14 protein-coding genes are annotated in these 21,139 nt (G+C 67.9%); 12 read left to right on the plus strand and 2 right to left on the minus strand.

Annotated elements, in window-relative coordinates; all coding sequences use genetic code 11:
- Positions 1-25: 25 nt before the first annotated feature.
- Positions 26-2,554, minus strand: a complete 2,529-nt coding sequence (locus tag B6N23_RS12425; RefSeq protein ID WP_305499348.1) for a penicillin-binding protein 1A — start codon at positions 2,552-2,554, stop codon at positions 26-28.
- Positions 2,555-2,811: 257 nt separating this feature from the next.
- Here B6N23_RS12425 and pilM point away from each other — a divergent pair, with 257 nt between their 5' ends.
- The 12 genes from pilM (at position 2,812) to eno (ending at position 20,076) form a co-directional block, all read left to right on the plus strand.
- Positions 2,812-3,873 carry a type IV pilus assembly protein PilM gene (pilM, locus tag B6N23_RS12430; RefSeq protein WP_305499350.1) on the plus strand — a complete coding sequence of 354 codons (1,062 nt, stop codon included), beginning with the start codon at positions 2,812-2,814 and terminating at the stop codon, positions 3,871-3,873.
- The gene (locus B6N23_RS12435; RefSeq protein WP_305499352.1) at positions 3,870-4,451 is read left to right on the plus strand and encodes a PilN domain-containing protein; all 582 of its coding nucleotides are present in this window, start codon (positions 3,870-3,872) and stop codon (positions 4,449-4,451) included. Before pilM ends, B6N23_RS12435 begins: the two co-directional genes overlap by 4 nt.
- Positions 4,448-5,071: a type IV pilus inner membrane component PilO gene (locus B6N23_RS12440; RefSeq protein ID WP_305499354.1), complete on the plus strand. Its 624-nt coding sequence runs from the start codon at positions 4,448-4,450 to the stop codon at positions 5,069-5,071. Before B6N23_RS12435 ends, B6N23_RS12440 begins: the two co-directional genes overlap by 4 nt.
- On the plus strand, positions 5,068-5,598 hold the full coding sequence (locus tag B6N23_RS12445) for a pilus assembly protein PilP (protein WP_305499356.1): 531 nt from the start codon (positions 5,068-5,070) through the stop codon (positions 5,596-5,598). The genes B6N23_RS12440 and B6N23_RS12445 overlap by 4 nt, the downstream gene beginning before the upstream one ends.
- 99 nt (positions 5,599-5,697) lie before the next feature.
- Positions 5,698-7,752, plus strand: coding sequence for a type IV pilus secretin PilQ (locus tag B6N23_RS12450; protein WP_305499358.1), 2,055 nt, complete (start codon positions 5,698-5,700; stop codon positions 7,750-7,752).
- Complete coding sequence (gene aroK, locus B6N23_RS12455) at positions 7,752-8,294, plus strand: shikimate kinase AroK (RefSeq protein WP_169959299.1); 543 nt, start codon at positions 7,752-7,754, stop codon at positions 8,292-8,294. Before B6N23_RS12450 ends, aroK begins: the two co-directional genes overlap by 1 nt.
- A 5-nt stretch (positions 8,295-8,299) precedes the next feature.
- The gene (aroB, locus tag B6N23_RS12460) at positions 8,300-9,406 is read left to right on the plus strand and encodes a 3-dehydroquinate synthase (protein WP_305499361.1); all 1,107 of its coding nucleotides are present in this window, start codon (positions 8,300-8,302) and stop codon (positions 9,404-9,406) included.
- A gap of 457 nt (positions 9,407-9,863) precedes the next feature.
- The gene (gene gltB / locus B6N23_RS12465) at positions 9,864-14,315 is read left to right on the plus strand and encodes a glutamate synthase large subunit (protein WP_305499363.1); all 4,452 of its coding nucleotides are present in this window, start codon (positions 9,864-9,866) and stop codon (positions 14,313-14,315) included.
- A gap of 125 nt (positions 14,316-14,440) precedes the next feature.
- Positions 14,441-15,859, plus strand: coding sequence for an FAD-dependent oxidoreductase (locus B6N23_RS12470; protein WP_110068888.1), 1,419 nt, complete (start codon positions 14,441-14,443; stop codon positions 15,857-15,859).
- A gap of 379 nt (positions 15,860-16,238) precedes the next feature.
- The gene (pyrG, locus tag B6N23_RS12475; RefSeq protein ID WP_305499367.1) at positions 16,239-17,894 is read left to right on the plus strand and encodes a CTP synthase; all 1,656 of its coding nucleotides are present in this window, start codon (positions 16,239-16,241) and stop codon (positions 17,892-17,894) included.
- 4 nt (positions 17,895-17,898) lie between these two features.
- Positions 17,899-18,750: a 3-deoxy-8-phosphooctulonate synthase gene (gene kdsA, locus B6N23_RS12480; protein WP_305499369.1), complete on the plus strand. Its 852-nt coding sequence runs from the start codon at positions 17,899-17,901 to the stop codon at positions 18,748-18,750.
- A gap of 33 nt (positions 18,751-18,783) precedes the next feature.
- Positions 18,784-20,076, plus strand: a complete 1,293-nt coding sequence (eno, locus tag B6N23_RS12485; protein ID WP_305499371.1) for a phosphopyruvate hydratase — start codon at positions 18,784-18,786, stop codon at positions 20,074-20,076.
- 506 nt (positions 20,077-20,582) lie between these two features.
- Here the strand turns inward: eno and fdxA are convergent.
- A complete protein-coding gene (gene fdxA / locus B6N23_RS12490; protein WP_102627034.1) occupies positions 20,583-20,906 on the minus strand; it encodes a ferredoxin FdxA in 324 nt (107 codons plus the stop codon).
- Between the last annotated feature and the right edge of the window lie 233 nt (positions 20,907-21,139).

Raw genomic sequence — 21,139 nt, forward strand, 5'->3', positions numbered from 1 at the left:
TTGCCGCCCCGGCAGGCAGCACTAACTAGAAGATCGCCTCGTAGGCGCCGGTGCCCTGGGAGCCGCTGTGCTGCTCCACTTCGCGCTCGACGCGCTGCGGCTGGAAGCTGGGCAGGTGATCCGGATGGAAGAGCTCGCTGATGCCGCCGCCGTGGCCGTCGGGCAGCAGGCGGCCGCTGTCCGGGTCGACCCGGGCGGTGACCAGGCTGGCGGGCCGCGGATGCTTCGCCTCGGGACGGCCCTCCAGGGCGTCCCCCATGAAGTCGATCCAGATCGGCAGGGCCGCATTGGCGCCGTACTCGGCGATGGTCTCGTTGTTGTCCTTGCCGACCCAGACGGTGACGGCCAGGTCGGCGTTGTAGCCGGCGAACCAGGCGTCGCGCTGGTTGTTGGTGGTGCCGGTCTTGCCGACGATATCGCCACGGCCCAGCGACTGGGCGGCGCGGCCGGTGCCGCTGTCGATCACGTCGCGCAGCATGTCGGTCAGGATGTAGGCGGACATCGGGTCGACCACGCGCGGTGCCACCGGGTGGAGCCGGCCGTCGATCTCCACCTCGGTCTGGCCGTTGGAGCACTCGCGGCACACCACCATGGGGGTGGCCTCCTCGATCAGCCGCTCGTCGTCGCCGCGGGTGACACGTTCGATGAACCAGGGAGCGACCTGGTAGCCGCCGTTGGCCAGCACCGCATAGGCGTTGGTCATCTCCAGCGGGGTCAGGTCGGCGCTGCCCAGCGCCAGGGAGAGCCCCCGGGGCAGGCGTGAGCTGGCGAAGCCGAAGCCCTCCAGGAAGTCGATGGTGGCATCGAGCCCCACCTCCTGCAGCACCCGGATGGTCACCAGGTTGCGCGAACGGGCGAGCGCCACCCGCAGGCGGGTCGGGCCGAGGAAGTCGCCGCTGGCATTGACCGGCCGCCACAGCTCGCTGCTGCCGTCCTGGACCACCACCGGGGCATCGTTGACCACGCTGGCCGCGGTCATCAGGCCGCTGTCCAGGGCCGCCAGGTAGATGAACGGCTTGAAGATCGAGCCCGACTGGCGCTGTGCCTGTACGGCGCGGTTGAACTTGCTGGCCTGGAAGCTGAAGCCGCCCTGCAGCGCCAGGATGGCGCCGGTGTCGGGGTGCATCACCACCAGGGAGCCTTCGGCGTCCGGGCGCTGGGCCAGGCGCAGGCTGCCGTCCTCGCGCTCCAGCACGCGGACCAGGTCGCCGCGGCTGGCGATCTCGGCGGCGGAGCCGGGCTCGGGGCCGCGGGCCCGCGGGCTGCGGTAGGCCCGCGCCCAGGAGAGCCCGTCCCAGGCGATGGTGCGCACTTCGCCGCCGCGGGTCAGCACGCGCATCTCGCGACCGCTGCTCTCCACCACGATGGCCGGCTGCAGCGGGCCGAGGCCAGCGGTGCGCTCCAGCACCTGAACCCAGTTGCTGACATCGCCCTCGATGCCCTCGATCTCGGTCTGGCTGCGCTCGGCGGCGCGCTGGGCGGTCTCCAGGATCTCGGGGGACTCGTCGAGCTCCTCCTCCAGGCCGCGACGGTCGGTGCGCGCCTGGGCCTCCACGAGGCTCGCGGGAAGGTCGCGCTGCTCGGCGCCGCGCCACCCGTGGCGGGTGTCGTAGGCGATCAGGCCGTCGGCCAGGGCGCGGCGGGCGAAGGGCTGCAGCTCGCCGTCCAGGGTGGTGTGGATGCGGTAGCCGCCGGTGTAGGCCTCCTCGCCGAAGCGCTCCACGGCGAACTGGCGGGCCATCTCCGCCACGTAGTCGGCGTCCACCTCGGTCTGGGCCACGTAGCGGCGGGCGGTGATCGGCGCCTGGACCGCCTCGTCGTAGGCGGCCTGGTCAATATGGCCCAGCTGGCGCATGCGGTAGAGGATCCAGTTGCGGCGGATCAGCGAGCGCTCCGGGTTGGCCAGCGGGTTGAAGGCCGACGGCGCCTTGGGCAGGCCGGCAATCATCGCCTTCTCGGCCAGGGTCAGCTCGGACAGCGGGCGGTTGTAGTAGGTCTCGGCGGCGGCGGCGATGCCATAGGCGCGGTTGCCGAGGAAGATCTTGTTGACGTAGAGCTCGAAGATCTCCTCCTTGGTGAGCACCTGCTCCATCTGCAGGGCCAGCAGGATCTCTCGGATCTTGCGGGTGAAGGTGCGGTCCAGTGTCAGCAGGTAGTTGCGCGCCACCTGCATGGTGATGGTGGAACCGCCCGACTGGATCTCGCCGCCGCTGGAGGCGAGCTCCACGGCGGCGCGCGCCAGGCCTCTGGGGTCGACGCCGCGGTGCTCGAAGAAATTGGCGTCCTCGGCGGCCAGCAGTGCCTGGATGAAGTCACCGGGGATCTCGTCGAACTCCACCGGCATACGACGCTCCTCGCCGAACTCGCCGATCAGCTTGCCGTCGCGGGTGAAGATACGCAGCGGGGAGTGCAGCTCGAAGTCCTGAAGCTGGCGCACATCGGGCAGCCCGGGGGCAAAGTAGAGCGCGGCGCCCACCACGCCCAGGGTCACGGCCGCGGTGAGGGACACCAGCAGCCAGACCAGGGAAAAGAACAGGGTTCTGATAAACGTCATGAAAGGGCGGTATCCGTGCAGGGAACTGGAGCGTCGCGAAGAGGACGGGTCGGGGCGACTGAGACGCCATTATAGGAATCCAGGCGCAGGGTCACCAGCGTTGAGGGTGCAGGTTTGCGGCTAGCCGTGTGAGATTCAGCAATATCATGTAACCTCTGCTTACAGGGGCTAGACCGCGGGGCTCAGACTCTTCCTATTGCGAGGGGTGAGCGAAATAACAAGCGGTCATTCGCATGGATCAGCAGGGGCGGACCGAGATGCGATTCAGAGCATCCAGCAAGGGACTGATCGGTGTCGATATCACCTCGGCAACCGTCAAGCTCGTGGAACTCAGGCGTGCTGGCGCCAGCTACCAGGTCGAGAGCTACGCGGTGCGGCCGCTGCGCGAGGACGCCGTGGTCGAGCGTCGCATCCAGGACATGGGGGAGGTGGTCGATGCCCTCTCCCGGGCGGTCCAGCAGGCCAAGCCGCATACCCGCCGCGCCGCGGTCGCGGTACCTGCCAGCGCGGCCATCACCAAGACGCTGACGCTGCCGGCCTCGCTCAGCGATGATGAGATCGAGGCGCGCATTCAGCTTGATTCAGACAAGCACATCCCCTTTCCGTTCAGTGAGGTTGCCTTCGACTTCCAGCGGCTGGGCCTCAATGCCCGCTACGCCGACCAGCAGGACGTGCTGCTGGTGGCCTGTCGGCAGCAGGATGTCAGCCAGCTGACCGATGCCGTGCTGCAGGCGGGGCTGACCCCCGAGGCGGTGGATGTCGAGACCTTCGCCATGGAGCGCGCCTTCACCGAGGTGCGCCATCAGCTGCCCGCCTCCTCCGGCGAGGAGGACTGCGTGGCCCTGGTGGATATCGGCGCCACCATGAACACCTTTCACGTGCTGCGCGAGGGGCGTGTGGTCTACAGCCGCGACACCGTATTCGGTGGTCGCCAGCTCACCGAGGAGATCCGCAACCGCTACGGCCTGAGCCTCGACGAGGCGGGCCTGGCCAAGAAGCGCGGCGGCCTGCCCGAGGACTATCCGCGCAGCGTGCTCGGCCCCTTCCTGGATACCCTGGAGCAGCAGGTCGGGCGCTCCCTGCAGCTCTACTACACCGCCGGTCGCAAGCAGGAGGTGCGTCGCATGGTGCTGGCCGGCGGCACCAGCATGCTGCCCGGCCTGGCCGAGCGACTGGCCCAGGAGAGCGGCATGGAGGTCTCCATCGCCAATCCCCTGGCGCGGATGAAGGTCAACAGCCGCATCGATGTCCAGACGCTCTCCGGTGATGCCCCGGCGCTGCTTGCCGCCTGCGGCCTGGCAATGAGGTCCCGCCCATGACCATCGAGATCAACCTGCTGCCCTGGCGCGAGGAGCGCCGGGCCCGTCGCAGCAAGCGCTTCTTCGTGACGCTGGGGCTGGCCGCCCTGCTCGGCCTCGGGGGCGGCTACGGCCTGACCTGGCACTACCAGCAGGAAGCCCAGGCCCAGCAGCAGCGCAATGCCCATATCCAGGCCCAGAGTCGCCAGCTCGACTCGGCGATCCGCGAGATCAGCGAGCTGGAGGCGATCCGCGACCAGATGCTCGAGCAGGTGCGGGTGTTCACCGAACTGCAGATGGGGCGCACCCAGACCGTCCATGTCCTGAGCGACCTGACCTCAAGCCTGGTGGACGGCGTCCACTACAGCCAGCTCACCCGCCAGGGTGACAGCCTGCGCCTGACCGGCCTGGCCGAGAACAACCGCCAGGTCTCCGACCAGCTGCGCGCGCTGGCGGCGGCCGCCTCCTTCACCGAGCCGGTGCTCTCAGAGGTGGAGGCCGAGGGGGGCGGTGAGCGGCGTCGCTTCAGCCTGAGCATGAGTCAGCAGCTGCCCCGGGCGGCGGAGGCGAATCAGGCGTCGGCGGAGGAAGGGTCATGAGTCTCAAGGGAGAGATGCGTCGCCTGCGCGAGCTGGACTGGCGCGAACTGGACATCAAGGAGGCCGGCGTCTGGCCCTGGTCGCTGCAGCTGCTCTGCTGCCTGCTGCTGCTGGGCGCGACCTTCTACGGCATGCACTGGTACCTGGCGGCTCCCGCCAAGGAGGAGCTCGAACGGGTGCGTGGCCAGGAGGCGCAGCTGATCCGCGACTACCGCAGCAAGGCGGCCCAGGCGGCGAATCTCGAGGCGATGCGCGAACAGATGGGCGTCCTCGAGGCGCGCATGAGCGAACTGCGCGAGATGCTGCCCACCGGCGCCGAGGTGCCCTCGCTGATCGACAACATCAGCGAGACCGCCATCGACAATCAGCTCGCCATCGACTCCATTCGCCTGCGCGGCACGGTCACCCGGGAGCACTATATCGAGCAGCCCTTCGATATCCAGGTGCAGGGCGACTACCACCGCATCGCTACCTTCCTGGCCGGCGTGGCGGCTCTGCCGCGCATCGTCACCCTGCACGACATGACCCTGTCGCCGGAGGGGGGCAGCGGCCAGCGGCTCAGGCTCTCCCTGCTGGCGCGGACCTACAGCTACCGCCAGAGCGAGGAGGGGGCGCCATGAGCCGAGCCAACCGTCTTTCGGCGGCACTGGCGGTCGTGCTGCTGCTGGGGCTTTCGGGATGTTCCGACCCTCAGCTCGGCATGCTCGACCGCGAGCTGGCCGAGATCCGCAGCAACCCCGGTGCGACCCCGCGGGTGGAGCTGCCCGATATTCCCGACTATGAGGCGCTGCCCTACGACGAGGCCGATCGGCGCAGTCCGTTCATCGCCAGGCTGCCAGAAACGGAGCAGCCGCCGCGCGGCTCCGAGGAGCTGGCGCCGGACCTGACCCGCCCGCGGGAGCCCCTGGAGGCCTACGGCCTCGGCCAACTCGACCTGGTCGGCACCCTGACCCATGGCGGGCAGCCCTCGGCGCTGGTCCGGGCGCCGAGCGGCACGGTGCACCGGTTGCGCGTGGGCAATCACCTGGGCAGCGACTTTGGCCGCATCGTCAGCATCACCTCCTCCTCGGTGCAGCTGATCGAGGTTGTGCCCACCGGGCGAGGTGGCTGGATCGAGCGCACGACGCAGATGACGCTCAACGACTAGATCCTGATAACGAGATCCGGATAAACCACCAGGCAAGCGATTCGCCGCCCACCGGCAGGGATGGGCGACAAGCGGGGGAAGGGAACAATGCTACCGATCATGAAGCGTGGATTCGCGACACTCTTGCTGCTGGCGCTCTCCGCCGGCGCCCTGGCCGCCTCCTCCCTGGAGGGGCTCGACTTCCGGCAGGGCGGCGGGGGCGAGCTTGAGGTCGACCTCCAGTTCGCCGGCCCGGTGCCCGAGGTGCGTGGCTATCGCCTGGACGACCCGGCGCGGCTCACCATCGACCTGATGGAGACCGCCAACCGCCTCGACCAGCGCAGCTACGCCCTGGGGATCGGTGGCGTGCGGCAGGTCACGGCGCTGGAGGCCGGCTCCCGCACCCGCCTGGTGTTCGATCTCGAGGGGCCGCTGCCCTACAACACCCGCGAGCAGGGCAATCGCCTGCGCCTGGCCATCGGTGGCGGCGCGGCCGATACCGGCGTGGCACGGGTAGCGGCGCCGGCACCGGCGTCGGCCCCCAGTGAGCCGGCCCCCAGCCGGTCGGTGGCCAGCGGTCCCAGCGTCGAGAACATCGACTTCCGCCGCGGCGAGGGCGGCGCCGGCCGCCTGGTGGTCACCTTCGACCGTGCCGGGGTCGATGCCCGGGTGCGCGAGAGCGGGCGAAACCGCATCACCGCCGACCTGCGCGGCGTGGAGCTGCCGGCCTCCCTGGATCAGGTCTATGACGTCAGCGACTTCGGCACCCCGCTGCGCCGCGTCACCCCGCGGGTCGGCCGAGATGGCGTGACCCTCGATATCGAGGGGGCCGGCGAGTTCGCCATGGTCTCCACCCAGAGCGGGCGGCAGCTCACCATCGAGGCCCAGCCGGTCACCCAGCAGCAGCGCGAGCAGCGGGTCCGCGAGCAGTTCCCCTACACCGGCGAGCGCATCACCCTCAATTTCCAGGACATCGAGGTGCGTTCGGTGCTGGCGATCATCGCCGACTTCACCGGCCTCAATCTGGTGGCCAGCGACAGCGTCCAGGGTCGGGTGACGCTGAACCTCGAGGACGTGCCCTGGGACCAGGCGCTGGACCTGGTGCTCAAGAGCCACGGCCTTGCCAGCCGCCAGGAGGGCAACGTCATCGTGGTGGCCCCGGCCAGCGAACTGGCCAACATCGAGCGCCAGGAGCTGCAGGCCCGCGAGCAGATGGAGGTGCTGGCGCCGCTCACCACCGAGTATGTCCAGGTGCGCTATGCGCGCGCCTCCGACCTGGCGGCGCTGCTGCGCGGCGGCGAAGGGTTCGGGCTTTTGACCGAGCGCGGCCGGGTGGCGGTGGATCAGCGCACCAATACCCTGCTGATCCAGGACACCGCCGACCAGATCGACGAGATCATGCGCACCCTGGACCGCCTCGACGTGGCCGTGCGCCAGGTGCAGATCGAGGCGCGCATCGTCATCGCCAGCGACAGCGCCACCCGCGAGCTGGGGGTCAACTGGGGTGTTTCGAGCACCTCCAGCAGCCGCTTCAACCTAGGCGGTGCCTCGGACGGCACGCCCATTTCGGGCCTGGGTGGCCTGGCCGTGGATTTCGGCTCCACCGACCGCGGCGTGGGCGGCATGACCAGCTTCGCCTTCGGCTATCTCTCCGGTGACGTGCTGCTCGACCTGGAGCTGCGCGCCATGGAGAGCGAAGGGCGCAGCTATACCATCTCCCAGCCGCGGGTGATCACCGCCAACCAGCGCACCGCGGTGATCAAGCAGGGCCAGGAGCGGGCCTACCGCGAGTCCGCGGCCAGCGGCGCGGCCGCGGTGGACTTCAAGGAGGCGGTGCTGTCGCTGGAGGTGACGCCGCAGATCACCCCGGACAATCGCATCATCATGGACGTGTCCATCACCAACGACACCTTCGGCGAGTTCCAGCCCGGCGAGGAGCCGCCGATCAACAAGAACGAGATCGAGACCCAGGTGCTGGTGGACAACGGTGAGACCGTGGTGCTGGGCGGTATCCTGCAGACCGAAGAGCTGCGCAACCTGGTCAAGACCCCCTTCCTGGGCGACCTGCCGGTGATCGGCAACCTCTTCCGCTATACCCAACAGAGCAACGAGAAGGTAGAGTTGCTGGTATTCATCACTCCCCGGATACTGGACGACGGCGTGGCCCTTCGCTGATGCAGGCACTACCCAACCTGATACTGATCGGCCCCATGGGGGCCGGCAAGAGCACCATCGGCCGCCTCTTGGCGGCCGAACTTTCTCGCGACTTCTTCGATACCGACCACGAGATCCAGGACCGCTGCGGCGCCGATATCCCCTGGATCTTCGACGTGGAGGGGGAGCTCGGCTTCCGCGACCGCGAGACCCAGATGATCGACGAGCTGACGCGGCTCGAGGGGGTGGTGATCGCCACCGGTGGCGGCGCCGTGCTGCGCGAGGAGAACCGCCGCATGCTGCGCGAGCGCGGCACCGTGATCTATCTCTACACCACCGTCGAGCAGCAGCTCAAGCGCACCGCCAAGGACCGCAACCGGCCGCTGCTTCAGCGGCCGGACAGGGAGGCGGTGCTGCGCGAGATGTTCGGCGTGCGCGACCCCCTCTATCGGGCCACCGCCGACGTCACCGTGCGTACCGACCGCCGTGGCCCCCGGGCCGTGGTCAACGATATCGTCAGGCGCGTCACCCGGCTGGTCGACCCCCTGCAATGCAAGGCATGAGGCCCATGAGCGAGACTCTGACAGGCCCGCGCAACCTCGAGGTGGCGCTGGGCGAACGCAGCTATCCCATCCATATCGGCCCCGGCCTGCTGGGCGAGCCCGGTGTGCTGGCGCCCTGGCTGGCCGGCCGCCAGGTGATGATCGTCACCAACGAGGTGGTGGCACCGCTCTACCTGGAGCGCTGCCGGGCCTCGCTGCCGGCAGGCGTCGAGGTGCGTGAGCTGGTGCTGCCCGACGGCGAAGCCACCAAGACCCTGGCCAGCGTGTCGCGCATCTGGGATGCCCTGCTGGAGGCGGGCTTCAACCGCCGCTGTACCCTGATCGCCCTGGGCGGCGGGGTGATCGGCGACATGGTCGGCTATGCGGCCGCCTGCTATCAGCGCGGGGTGGCCTTCATCCAGGTGCCGACGACCCTGCTCTCCCAGGTGGACTCCTCGGTGGGCGGCAAGACCGGGGTCAACCATCCGCTGGGCAAGAACATGATCGGCGCCTTCTGGCAGCCCCGTGCCGTGCTGATCGACACCGACACCCTGGCCACCCTGCCGCCCCGGGAGCTCTCCGCGGGGCTCGCCGAGGTGATCAAGTACGGGTTGATCCGCGATGCCGACTTCCTGGCCTGGCTGGAGGCCGAGATGCCCGCCCTGCGGGCCCTGGAGGCATCGGCGCTGACCCGTGCCATCGAGCGCAGCTGTGCGCTCAAGGCCGAGATCGTCGCCGAGGACGAGACCGAGCAGGGGGTCCGGGCGCTGCTCAACCTGGGGCACACCTTCGGGCACGCCATCGAGGCGCACCAGGGCTACGGGGTCTGGTTGCACGGCGAGGCGGTGGGGGCCGGCATGCTGATGGCCGCCGAGCTCTCGGCGCGGCTGGGCTGGCTCTCCGAGGCCGAGGTGGCGCGCACCAGGGCCATCATCGGGGCCGCCGGGCTGCCGCTGGCCGCGCCTGCCGACATGTCGGTGGAGGACTTCCTGGTCCGCATGCGGCTCGACAAGAAGAACGTCGACAGCCGCCTGCGTCTGATCCTGCTGCGCACGCTGGGGGATGCCTGCCTCTTCGACGAGACCCCGGCCGAGCTGCTGGAGGCGCTGATCGAGGCATTTCCCCGCGGCTGATCCGCCTCCGACGCCGTTGGCACCCGATCTCGACGCCCGCACCCCTGTTGTGCGGGCGTCGTCGTTGGTGGGGGCTCTGCCGGGCGGCATGGGGCGCCGGCGAGGGTCATGCCGAGAATCCGCATGACTTATGCGCTATCAGCATGGGGTTTCAGGGGTATGTTAGACTAAAGTCTAGTATCGGCATTCAATCGTTGAAGATTCGTCTATGTGTTCTGCAAGTCATTGAGAGACAGGCTTTTTTCGTCCGGGGGGATTCTGCAAGTCGCGGATTTTCAGGTGTTTTTTGATTGATGCTTCACTGCTGGCGTTGCGCGTTTCCCGGCGGAGTGTCTATGCTGGGCGGCCTTTTGTCGTGCAGCCTGACGCCTTGCGGGGCGTGACGTAAAAAAATAAAAACCTATTAAAATATCACGGTAGAGCTGCAAAAGAAATCACCTTTATCCGAGGCACGCCAATGAACAGAGGTCTCCATCAGCCCGGCGAGTTCCGCGACAACTGCGGGTTCGGCCTGATCGCCCACATGGAAGGGCGCGCCAGCCATCAGCTGCTGCGCACCGCCATCGAGTCGCTCACCTGCATGACCCACCGTGGCGGCATCGCCGCCGACGGCAAGACCGGCGACGGCTGCGGCCTGCTGCTCAAGATGCCCGAGGCCTTTATGCGCCAGATCGCGCAGGAAGCTCTCGGTGTCGACCTGGGTGAGCGCTTCGCGGTGGGGGCGGTCTTCCTGCCCGACGATGACGCACGTGCCGCCAAGGCGTGCGATACCCTCGAGGGCGAGCTGCGCGCCCGCGGCCTGGTGATCCGCGGCTGGCGCGACGTGCCGGTGGACCCGAGCGTCTGTGGCCCCATGGCGCTGGCGTGCCTGCCGAGGATCCGCCACCTCTTCGTGGAGCCGGGCAAGAACGGCGGCGTCGAGACCTTCGAGGTCGACCTCTTCATGGGCCGCCGCCTGGCCGAGCAGGCCCTGCGCAGCGAGTCCGAGTTCTACGTCTGCTCGCTCTCCGAGCAGGTGATCTCCTACAAGGGCCTGGTGATGCCGGTGGACCTGCCGGCCTTCTACCGGGACCTCGGCGACGAGCGTCTGGAGACCGCGATCTGCGTCTTCCACCAGCGCTTCTCCACCAACACCGCGCCGCGCTGGCCCCTGGCCCAGCCCTTCCGCCTGCTGGCCCACAACGGCGAGATCAACACCATCGAGGCCAACCGCGGCTGGGCCAACTCCCGCAAGGAGAACTTCGTCTGTGAGCGGCTGCCCGAGATCGCCGAGCTCGACGAGATCGTCAACACCACGGGTTCCGACTCCTCGAGCATGGACAACATGCTGGAAGTGTTGCTGACGGGCGGCATGGAGCTGCACCGCGCGGTACGCCTGATGGTGCCCCCCGCCTGGCAGAACGTGGAGCTGATGGACGGCGACCTGCGCGCCTTCTACGAGTACAACTCCATGCACATGGAGCCCTGGGACGGCCCCGCCGGCGTGGTGATGACCGACGGCCGCCAGGCGCTCTGCATGCTGGACCGCAACGGCCTGCGTCCGGCTCGCTGGGTGATCACCAAGAACGGTTTCATCACCCTGGCCTCCGAGATCGGCACCTACGACTACAAGCCCGAGGATGTGGTGGCCAAGGGGCGCGTGGGCCCCGGCCAGATACTGGCCGTGGATACCGAGACCGGCGAGGTGCTACACACCGGCGACATCGACGAGCGCCTCAAGTCGGCCTACCCCTACAAGCGCTGGCTGAAGCAGGAGGCCCACTACCTGGAGTCGGCGCTGACCGAGCTGGCCAGCTTCCACAACATGGATACCGACGCCCTCAATGTCGCTCAGAAGATGTTCCAGGTGAGCTTCGAGGAGCGCGACCAGCTGCTGCGTCCCCTGGCCGAGAGCGGCCAGGAGGCGGTGGGCTCCATGGGGGACGATACGCCCATGGCGGTGCTCTCCGGCAAGCAGCGCCTGCTGACCGACTACTTCCGCCAGAAGTTTGCCCAGGTCACCAACCCTGCCATCGACCCGCTGCGCGAGGCGATCGTGATGTCGCTGGAGACCTGCATCGGCGCCGAGCTCAACGTCTTCAAGGCGACGCCGGAGCATGCCCACCGCATTATCCTGACCACCCCGGTGCTCTCGCCGCGCAAGTTCACCGCCCTGGTGGAGCAGGATGACCCGACCTTCGCGCCCCATCGGCTGCGCATGGCCTACGACCCCGAGGCAATGGGGCTGCAGGCGGCGATTCGCGAGCTCTGCCGCCAGGCCGAGGCGGCCGTGCACGATGGCAAGGTGGTGCTGGTGCTGTCGGATGCCGACCTCGAGCGGGGCGAGCTGCCGATCCACGCGGCCCTGGCCGTGGGGGCCGTCCACCACCACCTCAGTCGCCTGGCACTGCGCCCGCGGGCCAACATCGTGGTGGAGACCGGCTATGCCCGCGACGCCCACCAGATGGCGGTGCTGTTCGGTGTGGGCGCCACCGCGGTCTTCCCGTGGCTCGCCTACCAGGTGATGGCCGACATGCAGCGCACCGGCGAGCTCACCGGCAACCCGGCCGACGCCCGCGAGAACTACCGCAAGGGCCTGCAGAAGGGGCTCTACAAGATCCTCTCCAAGATGGGCATCTCGACGCTCGCCTCCTACCGCGGCTCCCAGCTGTTCGAGGCGGTGGGCCTGGCCGACGAGGTGATGGAGCTGTGCTTCACCGGCATGGCCTCGCGCATCCAGGGCACCGGCTTCGCCGAGCTGCAGCTGCAGCAGGAGTGGCTGGCCCGCGATGCCTGGACGCCGCGCAAGGGGATCTCCCAGGGTGGCCTGGTCAAGTATGTGCACGGCCATGAGTACCACGCCTACAACCCCGACGTGGTCAAGGCGCTGCAGGAGGCGGTGCAGGAGGGCGACTACGCCAAGTGGAAGAAGTTTGCCGCCCTGGTCAACGAGCGTCCGCCGGCCACCATCCGCGACCTGCTCAAGCTGAAGCCGGCCGCCGAGCCGCTGCCGCTTTCGGAGGTGGAGGCGGTCGAGGACCTGATCCCGCGCTTCGACAGCGCCGGCATGTCGCTGGGCGCGCTGTCGCCGGAGGCTCACGAGGCCCTGGCCCAGGCCATGAACGAGGCGGGCGGGCGCTCCAACTCCGGCGAGGGCGGCGAGGATCCGGCCCGCTACGGCACCATCCGCTCCTCCAAGATCAAGCAGATCGCCTCCGGGCGCTTCGGCGTCACCCCGGCCTACCTGGTCAACGCCGAGGTGCTGCAGATCAAGGTGGCCCAGGGCGCCAAGCCCGGCGAGGGCGGCCAGCTGCCCGGCGGCAAGGTCAACGACCTGATCGCCCGGCTGCGCTACTCCGTGCCCGGCGTGACCCTGATCTCGCCGCCGCCGCACCATGACATCTACTCCATCGAGGATCTGGCCCAGCTGATCTTCGACCTCAAGCAGGTCAACCCGGAGGCCCAGGTCTCGGTGAAGCTGGTCTCCGAGCCCGGCATCGGCACCATCGCCACCGGCGTGGCCAAGGCCTACGCCGACCTGATCACCGTCTCCGGCTACGACGGCGGCACCGCGGCGAGCCCCATCACCTCCATCAAGCACGCCGGTTCCCCCTGGGAGCTGGGCCTGCCCGAGGTGCACCAGGCGCTGCGCATCAACGGCCTGCGCGACAAGATCCGCCTGCAGACCGACGGCGGCCTGAAGACCGGCCTCGACGTGGTCAAGGCGGCGATCCTCGGCGCCGAGAGCTTCGGCTTCGGCACCGCGCCCATGGTGGCGCTGGGCTGCAAGTACCTGCGCATCTGCCACCTGAACAACTGCGCCACCGGCGTGGCCACCCAGAACGACTTCCTGCGCGGCGAGCACTTCCGCGGCACCGTGGACATGGTCAAGCACTACTTCCGCTTCATCGCCGAGGAGGTGCGTGAGCTGATGGCCATGCTGGGCGTGCGAAAGCTCACCGACCTGATCGGCCGCACCGACCTGCTCGAGGTGCTGGAGGGTGTCACCGCCTCCCAGCGCAGGCTCGACCTGACCCCGCTGCTGGGCAACGACTTCGTGCCGGCCGAGGCCCCGCAGTTCTGCCAGGTAAGCCGCAACGTACCCCACGACCCGGGTGCCAAGAACCAGGAGGTGCTGGCGGCGCTGGCGGACGCCATCGAGGCGAAGTCCGGCGGCGACTTCTCCTTCACCATCACCAACTGCGACCGCAGCGTGGGGGCGCTCACCTCCGGGGCCATCGCCAAGCGCTACGGCGAGGCGGGGCTCGAGGAGGCGCCGGTCACCGCGCGCTTCATCGGCGTGGCGGGCCAGAGCTTCGGTGTCTGGAACGCCCGCGGTCTCAACCTCTATCTGGAAGGGGACGCCAACGACTACGTCGGCAAGGGCATGAACGGCGGCAAGGTGGTGATCACCCCGCCGGCGGGCAGCCGCTTCGAGAGCCACAAGACGGCGATCATCGGCAACACCTGCCTGTATGGCGCCACCGGCGGCAAGCTGTTCGCCGCGGGCACCGCCGGCGAGCGCTTCGGGGTGCGCAACTCCGGCGCCCACGCGGTGATCGAGGGCGCCGGCGACCACTGCTGCGAGTACATGACCGGCGGCCTGGTGGCGGTGCTCGGCGAGACCGGCGTCAACTTCGGCGCGGGCATGACCGGCGGCTTCGCCTACGTGCTCGACGAGGACCGTACCTTCGTCGACAATTACAACCACGAGCTGGTGGAGATCCACCGCGTCAACACGGAGACCATGGAAGCCTATCGCCGCCACCTGCGCGAGGTGATCGAGGAGTTCGTCGACGAGACCGGCTCGGCCCGCGGCCGCGCCATCCTCGACGACTTCAGCGACTTCATCCGCCACTTCTGGCTGGTGAAGCCCAAGGCGGCAAGCCTGAACAGCCTGTTGGCCCAATCCCGGCGTCAGCCGGAGTAGAGAGGCGGCGACAGCCGGAATAAGAGGCGGCGTCAGCCGGAATAACGCCCTCGACAACAGGTGATTCGCCCCGCCGGGCCCAGGGTCCGGCCGGGGTGACCAACAGGACTTCCAGGAGAATCGACATGGCCAACCGTCTGAGCAACGACTTCCAGTTCATCGACGTGGGTCGTCAGGACCCGCAGAAGAAGGACGCCCGCACCCGCTCGCGGGAGTTCGCCGAGATCTACGAGCCCTACAAGCCCCAGGAGGCGGCCAGCCAGGCGCACCGTTGCCTGCACTGCGGCAACCCCTACTGCGAGTGGAAGTGCCCGGTCCACAACTACATTCCCAACTGGCTGCAGCTGGTGGCCGAGGGCAACATCCTCGAGGCCGCGGAGCTCTCCCACAAGACCAACTCGCTGCCCGAGGTGTGCGGCCGAGTCTGCCCCCAGGACCGCCTCTGCGAGGGCGACTGCACCCTCAACGACGGCTTCGGCGCGGTGACCATCGGCTCGGTGGAGAAGTACATTACCGATACCGCCTTCGCCATGGGCTGGCGCCCGGACATGTCCCAGGTGACCTGGACCGATCGGAAGGTCGCGGTGATCGGCGCCGGGCCGGCGGGCCTGGGCTGCGCCGACATCCTGGCGCGCAACGGGGTCAAGCCGGTGGTGTTCGATCGCAACCCTGAGATCGGCGGCCTGCTGACCTTCGGCATCCCCGAGTTCAAGCTCGAGAAGAGCGTGATGGAGCGTCGTCGGGCGGTGTTCGAGGAGATGGGCGTGGAGTTCCGCCTCAACGTGGAGATCGGCCGCGACATCACCATGGACCAGCTGCTCGAGCAGTATGATGCCGTCTTCATGGGCATGGGCACCTACAAGTACATGGAGGGCGGCTTCCCCGGCGAGAATCTGCCCGGGGTGCACAAGGCGCTGGACTACCTGATCGCCAACGTCAATCACTGCCTGGGCTTCGAGAAGGACCCCGGCGAATACATCTCCTTCAAGGGCCAGCGCGTGGTGGTGCTGGGCGGCGGCGACACCGCCATGGACTGCAACCGCACCGCCATCCGCCAGGGCGCCAGCGGCGTGACCTGCGCCTATCGCCGCGACGAGGAGAACATGCCGGGCTCGCGCCGCGAGGTGGCCAACGCCCGCGAGGAGGGCGTGGAGTTCCTGTTCAACCGCCAGCCGGTGGCGGTGGTGGGCGAGGGCAAGGTGGAGGGGGTCAAGGTGGTGCGCACCCGTCTGGGCGAGCCCGACGAGAACGGACGCCGCCGCCCCGAGGTGGTGCCGGGCTCCGAGGAGGTGATTCCGGCCGACGCCGTGGTGATTGCCTTCGGCTTCCAGCCGGACCCGCCCGCCTGGTTCGCCGACCATGGCATCGAGGTGGATGAGCGCGATAGGGTCAAGGCGCCGGAGCAGGGCCAGTTCCGCTTCCAGACCAGCCACGCGAAGGTCTTCGCCGGTGGCGACATGGTGCGCGGCTCCGACCTGGTGGTCACCGCCATCCACGAGGGTCGCCAGGCCGCCGAGGGCATCCTGGACTATCTGGGCGTCTAAGTGGCGCTACACGGAGAGCCTGGGAACCCGTCGCGCAAGCCTTTAGCCGAGCGCTGATGTGAAGCGAAGCGGCCGCGTGGCGCTCGCCAGGGATGGCGAGCGAGCCGCACCCGTGAGGGATTATGTTGTGCGGCGACGCGCGGGCCGCGAGCGGAGTATCAGGGTTTCGCTCGGCGTGGCGCCGGCGGCGGGCTCCCCGGCTTGGTCTGCCTGCCTTTTGGCTCCACCTAGGGGCAGCGCCGCCAGGGCCTGTCGCCGGGTAAGCCGCGGATCAGGCGGCTGGCCGAAATTGAGCCATTGGTCGTGTTCTGCTAGTCTGTCGTCCCATCCTGGCGCGGCTTCCTGCCGAGCCTCATGATCACGTTTCGACAGGTTCTCCATGACACGATATATCTTCGTGACCGGCGGCGTTGTGTCCTCTCTCGGCAAGGGCATCGCGTCGGCCTCGCTGGCGGCGATTCTCGAGGCGCGCGGCCTCAAGGTCACCATGCTCAAGCTCGACCCGTACATCAACGTGGACCCGGGCACCATGAGCCCCTTCCAGCACGGCGAGGTATTCGTCACCGAGGATGGCGCGGAGACCGATCTCGACCTGGGCCACTACGAGCGCTTCATCCGCACCAAGATGACCCAGCGCAACAACTTCACCACCGGTCGGGTCTACGAGCACGTGCTGCGCAAGGAGCGCCGCGGCGACTACCTGGGCGGTACCGTCCAGGTAATCCCGCACATCACCGACGAGATCAAGCGCCGGGTCTTTGAGGGTGGCGAGGGCTTCGACGTGGCGCTGGTGGAGATCGGCGGCACCGTGGGCGACATCGAGTCGCTGCCCTTCCTGGAGTCCATCCGCCAGATCAGAAGCGAGCTGGGGGCCAACCGGGCGCTCTTCATGCACCTGACCCTGGTGCCCTATATCAAGACCGCCGGCGAGACCAAGACCAAGCCGACCCAGCACAGCGTCAAGGAGCTGCGCTCCATCGGTATCCAGCCGGACATCCTGATCTGCCGCAGCGAGGTGGAGCTCGAGGAGAGCGAGCGCCGCAAGATCGCGCTGTTCACCAACGTGGAGGAGCGGGCGGTCATCCCGCTGCAGGATGCCGATACCATCTACCGCATCCCGATCATGCTCCACGAGCACGGCCTGGACGAGATCGTCTGCGACAAGCTGCGGCTCACGGCCGACGAGGCCGATCTCAACGAGTGGATCAAGGTCCTCGACGCCAAGCTCAACCCACTGAAGTCGATCAATATCGCCATGGTCGGCAAGTACATGGAGCTGCTCGACGCCTACAAGTCGCTCAACGAGGCGCTGATCCACGCCGGCATCCAGACCCGGGTCAAGGTCAACGTCGACTACATCGACTCCGAGGACATCGAGCGCCACGGCACCGAGCGCCTGGCCGGCAAGGACGCCATCCTGGTGCCGGGCGGCTTCGGCGAGCGCGGCGTGGAGGGCAAGATCGCCACGGCCCGCTATGCCCGGGAGAACGGCATTCCCTATCTCGGCATCTGCCTCGGCATGCAGGTTGCGGTGATCGAATTCGCCCGCAACGTGGCCGGCTGGGATGACGCCGACTCCACCGAGTTCACCCACGACACCCAGCATCCGGTGGTGGGCCTGATCACCGAGTGGATCACCCCCGAGGGCAAGATCGAGCTGCGCGACGCCGCCTCCGACCTCGGCGGCACCATGCGCCTGGGCGGCCAGGTGTGCCGTCTCAAGGTCGGCAGCAAGGCCCGCGAGGCCTACGGCAATGACGAGATCGTCGAGCGTCACCGTCACCGCTACGAGGTCAACAACCAGTTCATCGAGGAGCTCGAGCAGGCGGGCCTGGTGGTCTCCGGCAAGAGCGTCGACAACTCCCTGGTGGAGATGGTCGAGCTGCCCGACCACCCCTGGTACGTGGCCTGCCAGTTCCACCCGGAGTTCACCTCCACCCCCCGCGACGGCCACCCGCTGTTCACCGGCTTCGTCAACGCGGCGCTGGAGCACAAGGCGGCGCGCACCCGCGCGCAGTCCTCCCACCAGGAGTAACGGGATGAGCGCACCCGAGCGTCATGTCTCCATTGCCGGCCTCGAGGCCGGCAATTCGTTGCCGCTGATGCTGTTCGGCGGCATGAACGTGCTGGAGTCCCGCGAGCTGGCTCTCGAAGTGGCCCAGGCCTACGTCGAGGTGACCGGACGCCTCGGCATGCCCTATGTCTTCAAGGCGAGCTTCGACAAGGCCAATCGCAGCTCGATCCACTCCTACCGGGGCCCGGGCCTGGAGAAGGGACTCGAGATCCTGGCCGAGGTGAAGGCGCGCTTCGGTGTGCCGATTATCACCGACGTCCATGAGCCCTGGCAGGCCGCCCCCGTGGCCGAGGTCGCCGACGTTATCCAGCTGCCCGCCTTCCTGGCCCGCCAGACCGACCTGGTCGTCGCCATGGCGCGCACCGGGGCGGTGATCAACATCAAGAAGCCGCAGTTCCTGGCGCCCCACGAGATGCGCCACATCATTCGCAAGTGCGAGGAGGCCGGCAACGACCGGGTGATCCTCTGCGAGCGCGGCTCGAGCTTCGGTTACAACAACCTGGTGGTGGACATGCTCGGCTTCGGCGAGATGAAGCAGACCGGCCGCCCGGTGTTCTTCGACGTGACCCATTCGCTGCAGCGCCCCGGTGGGCGCGCCGACAGCGCCGACGGGCGTCGTGCCCAGGTGGCCGAGCTCGCGCGTGCCGGGGTGGCCGTAGGGCTCGCCGGCCTCTTCCTGGAGGCCCACCCGGACCCCGACGCCGCCCTCTGCGACGGCCCCTGCGCGCTGCCGCTGGCCCAGCTCGAGCCCTTCCTGGCCCAGCTCAAGGCCATCGATGAGCTGGTGAAGGGCTTCGCGCCCCTCGACATCCAATAATGTTCCATCGCTGACACAACTGAGGAAACTCGCATGACCAAGATCGTCGACATTCGCGCCCTCGAGGTGCTCGATTCCCGCGGCAACCCCACCGTCCAGGCCGAGGTGCGGCTGGAGAGCGGTGCCGTGGGCGTGGCCTGCGCGCCCAGCGGCGCCTCCACCGGCTCCCGCGAGGCCCTGGAGCTGCGCGACGGCGACAAGAGCCGCTACCTGGGCAAGGGCGTGCTGAAGGCGGTCGAGGCGGTCAACGGTGCCATTCGCGAGTGTCTGGTCGGCATGGATGCCCGCGATCAGCGCGGCCTGGATGACGCCATGCTGGCCCTCGACGGCACCGACAACAAGGCCAAGCTTGGCGCCAACGCCATCCTGGCCGTGTCGCTGGCCGCTGCCAAGGCCGCCGCCAACGCCAAGGGCGTGCCGCTCTACGCCCATATCGCCGAGCTCTTCGGCCAGCCGGGCCAGTACAGCATGCCGGTGCCGATGATGAACATCCTCAACGGCGGCGAGCATGCCGACAACAACGTCGACATCCAGGAGTTCATGGTGCAGCCGGTGGGCGCGCCCAACTTCCGCGAAGGCCTGCGCATGGGCGCCGAGATCTTCCACGCCCTGAAGAAGGTGCTCTCCGCGAAGGGGCTCTCCACCTCGGTGGGCGACGAGGGCGGCTTCGCGCCGAACCTCGAGTCCAACGCCGAGGCGCTGGCGGTGATCAAGCAGGCGGTGTCGGACGCCGGCTACCGGCTGGGCAGCGACGTCACCCTGGCCCTGGACTGCGCCTCCTCCGAGTTCTTCAAGGATGGCCAGTACGACCTCGCCGGCGGGGGCAAGCAGTATGACGCCCAGGGCTTCGCCGACTACCTGGCCGGCCTGTGCGATGACTACCCCATCGTCTCCATCGAGGACGGCATGGACGAGTCCGACTGGGCCGGCTGGAAGGCGCTGACCGACAAGCTGGGCGATCGCGTGCAGCTGGTGGGCGACGATCTCTTCGTCACCAACACCAAGATCCTCAAGCGCGGCATCGACGAGCAGATCGGCAACTCCATCCTGATCAAGTTCAACCAGATCGGCTCGCTCTCCGAGACCCTGGACGCCATCAGGATGGCCCAGGACGCCGGCTTCACCGCGGTAATCTCCCACCGCAGCGGCGAGACCGAGGACACCACCATCGCCGATCTCGCCGTGGGCACCTGCGCCGGCCAGATCAAGACCGGCTCGCTGTGTCGCTCCGATCGCGTCGCCAAGTACAACCGCCTGCTGGTGATCGAGAACGAGCTGGGCGAGCGCGCCCGCTACCCGGGGCTCTCGGCCATCAGGGGCCAGTAAGCGAACACTGTTGCCTCTGGCGGGAACCCGTGTAGGAAATCGCTGACAATTTGGCGAAGAGATTTGCTCGGGTTCAGCGGAAAGACCGATGCCTTTGGCGTCGGTCTTTTTTTAACCATATGTTATTTAACGTGTTTTTTTGGATTTCCGCTGCTGGGCCAGCGCGCCGGTCGAGGTTGGTCGCCGTTGGTCGCGCTTGTGTTGCAATGCAGCTCTGCCACAATGAACTCGGGACAAGGGGGCAGCATTGCTGCTCCCGGCAGGATGCAACGGGATGCTGAGTGATGCGCCAGGTGCGGCAGGAGGCTGCTTCCGGGCAGGGAAGGCATCACGGGAGTCGGGCGGAGGGAGCCGCTCAAGGAACAGCTTGGAGCGGGCGGCCTGCGGGCCGCCTTTTTTGCCGGTGTTCTCCAGCATGGCAGGCAGAAGCAGGAACGCCGAATGTCGCGAGACATTCGGCGTTCCTTTTTTCGTGCTGGCGCCCGCGTGCGAGGCAGGCGACGCTCTCAGCGCTCCAGCTGCTCGAGCTTGCCCGGCTTGCCGTCCCACTCCTCGGCGTCGGGCAGCGGGTCCTTCTTCTCGCTGATGTTGGGCCATACCTCGGCGAGCTCGGCATTGATCTCGATGAACGGCTCCTGGCCCTCCGGCAATTCGTCTTCCGAGAAGATCGCCTCGGCGGGACACTCCGGCTCGCACAGGGCGCAGTCGATGCACTCGTCGGGGTGGATCACCAGGAAGTTGGGGCCTTCATAGAAACAGTCCACCGGGCACACCTCGACACAGTCGGTGTACTTGCACTTGATGCAGTTCTCGGTGACGACGAATGTCATGCCACTCTCCCTTCCTCGGGCCGGCGTCGCACGGCCACTGTGGATAGTTGATGAAACGGTTATAAAAGCCGTGTTTCTTATGCTAAGGCGGCGGTGAATCAGACCATTCTAGTCGCGGCCCCCTGGCCTAGCAAGACGAAGGACGGCATGTTCAGGACCATCGCAGATGGCTGGATCGCTCAAGGCTGTTCCGGCGACAGGCCTGTTCGGGGGCGCTATGAATACCTCCCTGT

The organism is Halomonas alkalicola, from assembly GCF_030704205.1.
Lineage (GTDB): Bacteria > Pseudomonadota > Gammaproteobacteria > Pseudomonadales > Halomonadaceae > Halomonas > Halomonas alkalicola.

What these genes read in the sequence shown, in the direction of transcription:
- B6N23_RS12425 (WP_305499348.1), bottom strand. Translation starts at nt 2,554, where the DNA reads ATGACGTTTATCAGAACCCTGTTCTTTTCCCTGGTCTGGCTGCTGGTG.
- pilM (WP_305499350.1), top strand. Translation starts at nt 2,812, where the DNA reads ATGCGATTCAGAGCATCCAGCAAGGGACTGATCGGTGTCGATATCACC.
- B6N23_RS12435 (WP_305499352.1), top strand. Translation starts at nt 3,870, where the DNA reads ATGACCATCGAGATCAACCTGCTGCCCTGGCGCGAGGAGCGCCGGGCC.
- B6N23_RS12440 (WP_305499354.1), top strand. Translation starts at nt 4,448, where the DNA reads ATGAGTCTCAAGGGAGAGATGCGTCGCCTGCGCGAGCTGGACTGGCGC.
- B6N23_RS12445 (WP_305499356.1), top strand. Translation starts at nt 5,068, where the DNA reads ATGAGCCGAGCCAACCGTCTTTCGGCGGCACTGGCGGTCGTGCTGCTG.
- B6N23_RS12450 (WP_305499358.1), top strand. Translation starts at nt 5,698, where the DNA reads ATGAAGCGTGGATTCGCGACACTCTTGCTGCTGGCGCTCTCCGCCGGC.
- aroK (WP_169959299.1), top strand. Translation starts at nt 7,752, where the DNA reads ATGCAGGCACTACCCAACCTGATACTGATCGGCCCCATGGGGGCCGGC.
- aroB (WP_305499361.1), top strand. Translation starts at nt 8,300, where the DNA reads ATGAGCGAGACTCTGACAGGCCCGCGCAACCTCGAGGTGGCGCTGGGC.
- gltB (WP_305499363.1), top strand. Translation starts at nt 9,864, where the DNA reads ATGAACAGAGGTCTCCATCAGCCCGGCGAGTTCCGCGACAACTGCGGG.
- B6N23_RS12470 (WP_110068888.1), top strand. Translation starts at nt 14,441, where the DNA reads ATGGCCAACCGTCTGAGCAACGACTTCCAGTTCATCGACGTGGGTCGT.
- pyrG (WP_305499367.1), top strand. Translation starts at nt 16,239, where the DNA reads ATGACACGATATATCTTCGTGACCGGCGGCGTTGTGTCCTCTCTCGGC.
- kdsA (WP_305499369.1), top strand. Translation starts at nt 17,899, where the DNA reads ATGAGCGCACCCGAGCGTCATGTCTCCATTGCCGGCCTCGAGGCCGGC.
- eno (WP_305499371.1), top strand. Translation starts at nt 18,784, where the DNA reads ATGACCAAGATCGTCGACATTCGCGCCCTCGAGGTGCTCGATTCCCGC.
- fdxA (WP_102627034.1), bottom strand. Translation starts at nt 20,906, where the DNA reads ATGACATTCGTCGTCACCGAGAACTGCATCAAGTGCAAGTACACCGAC.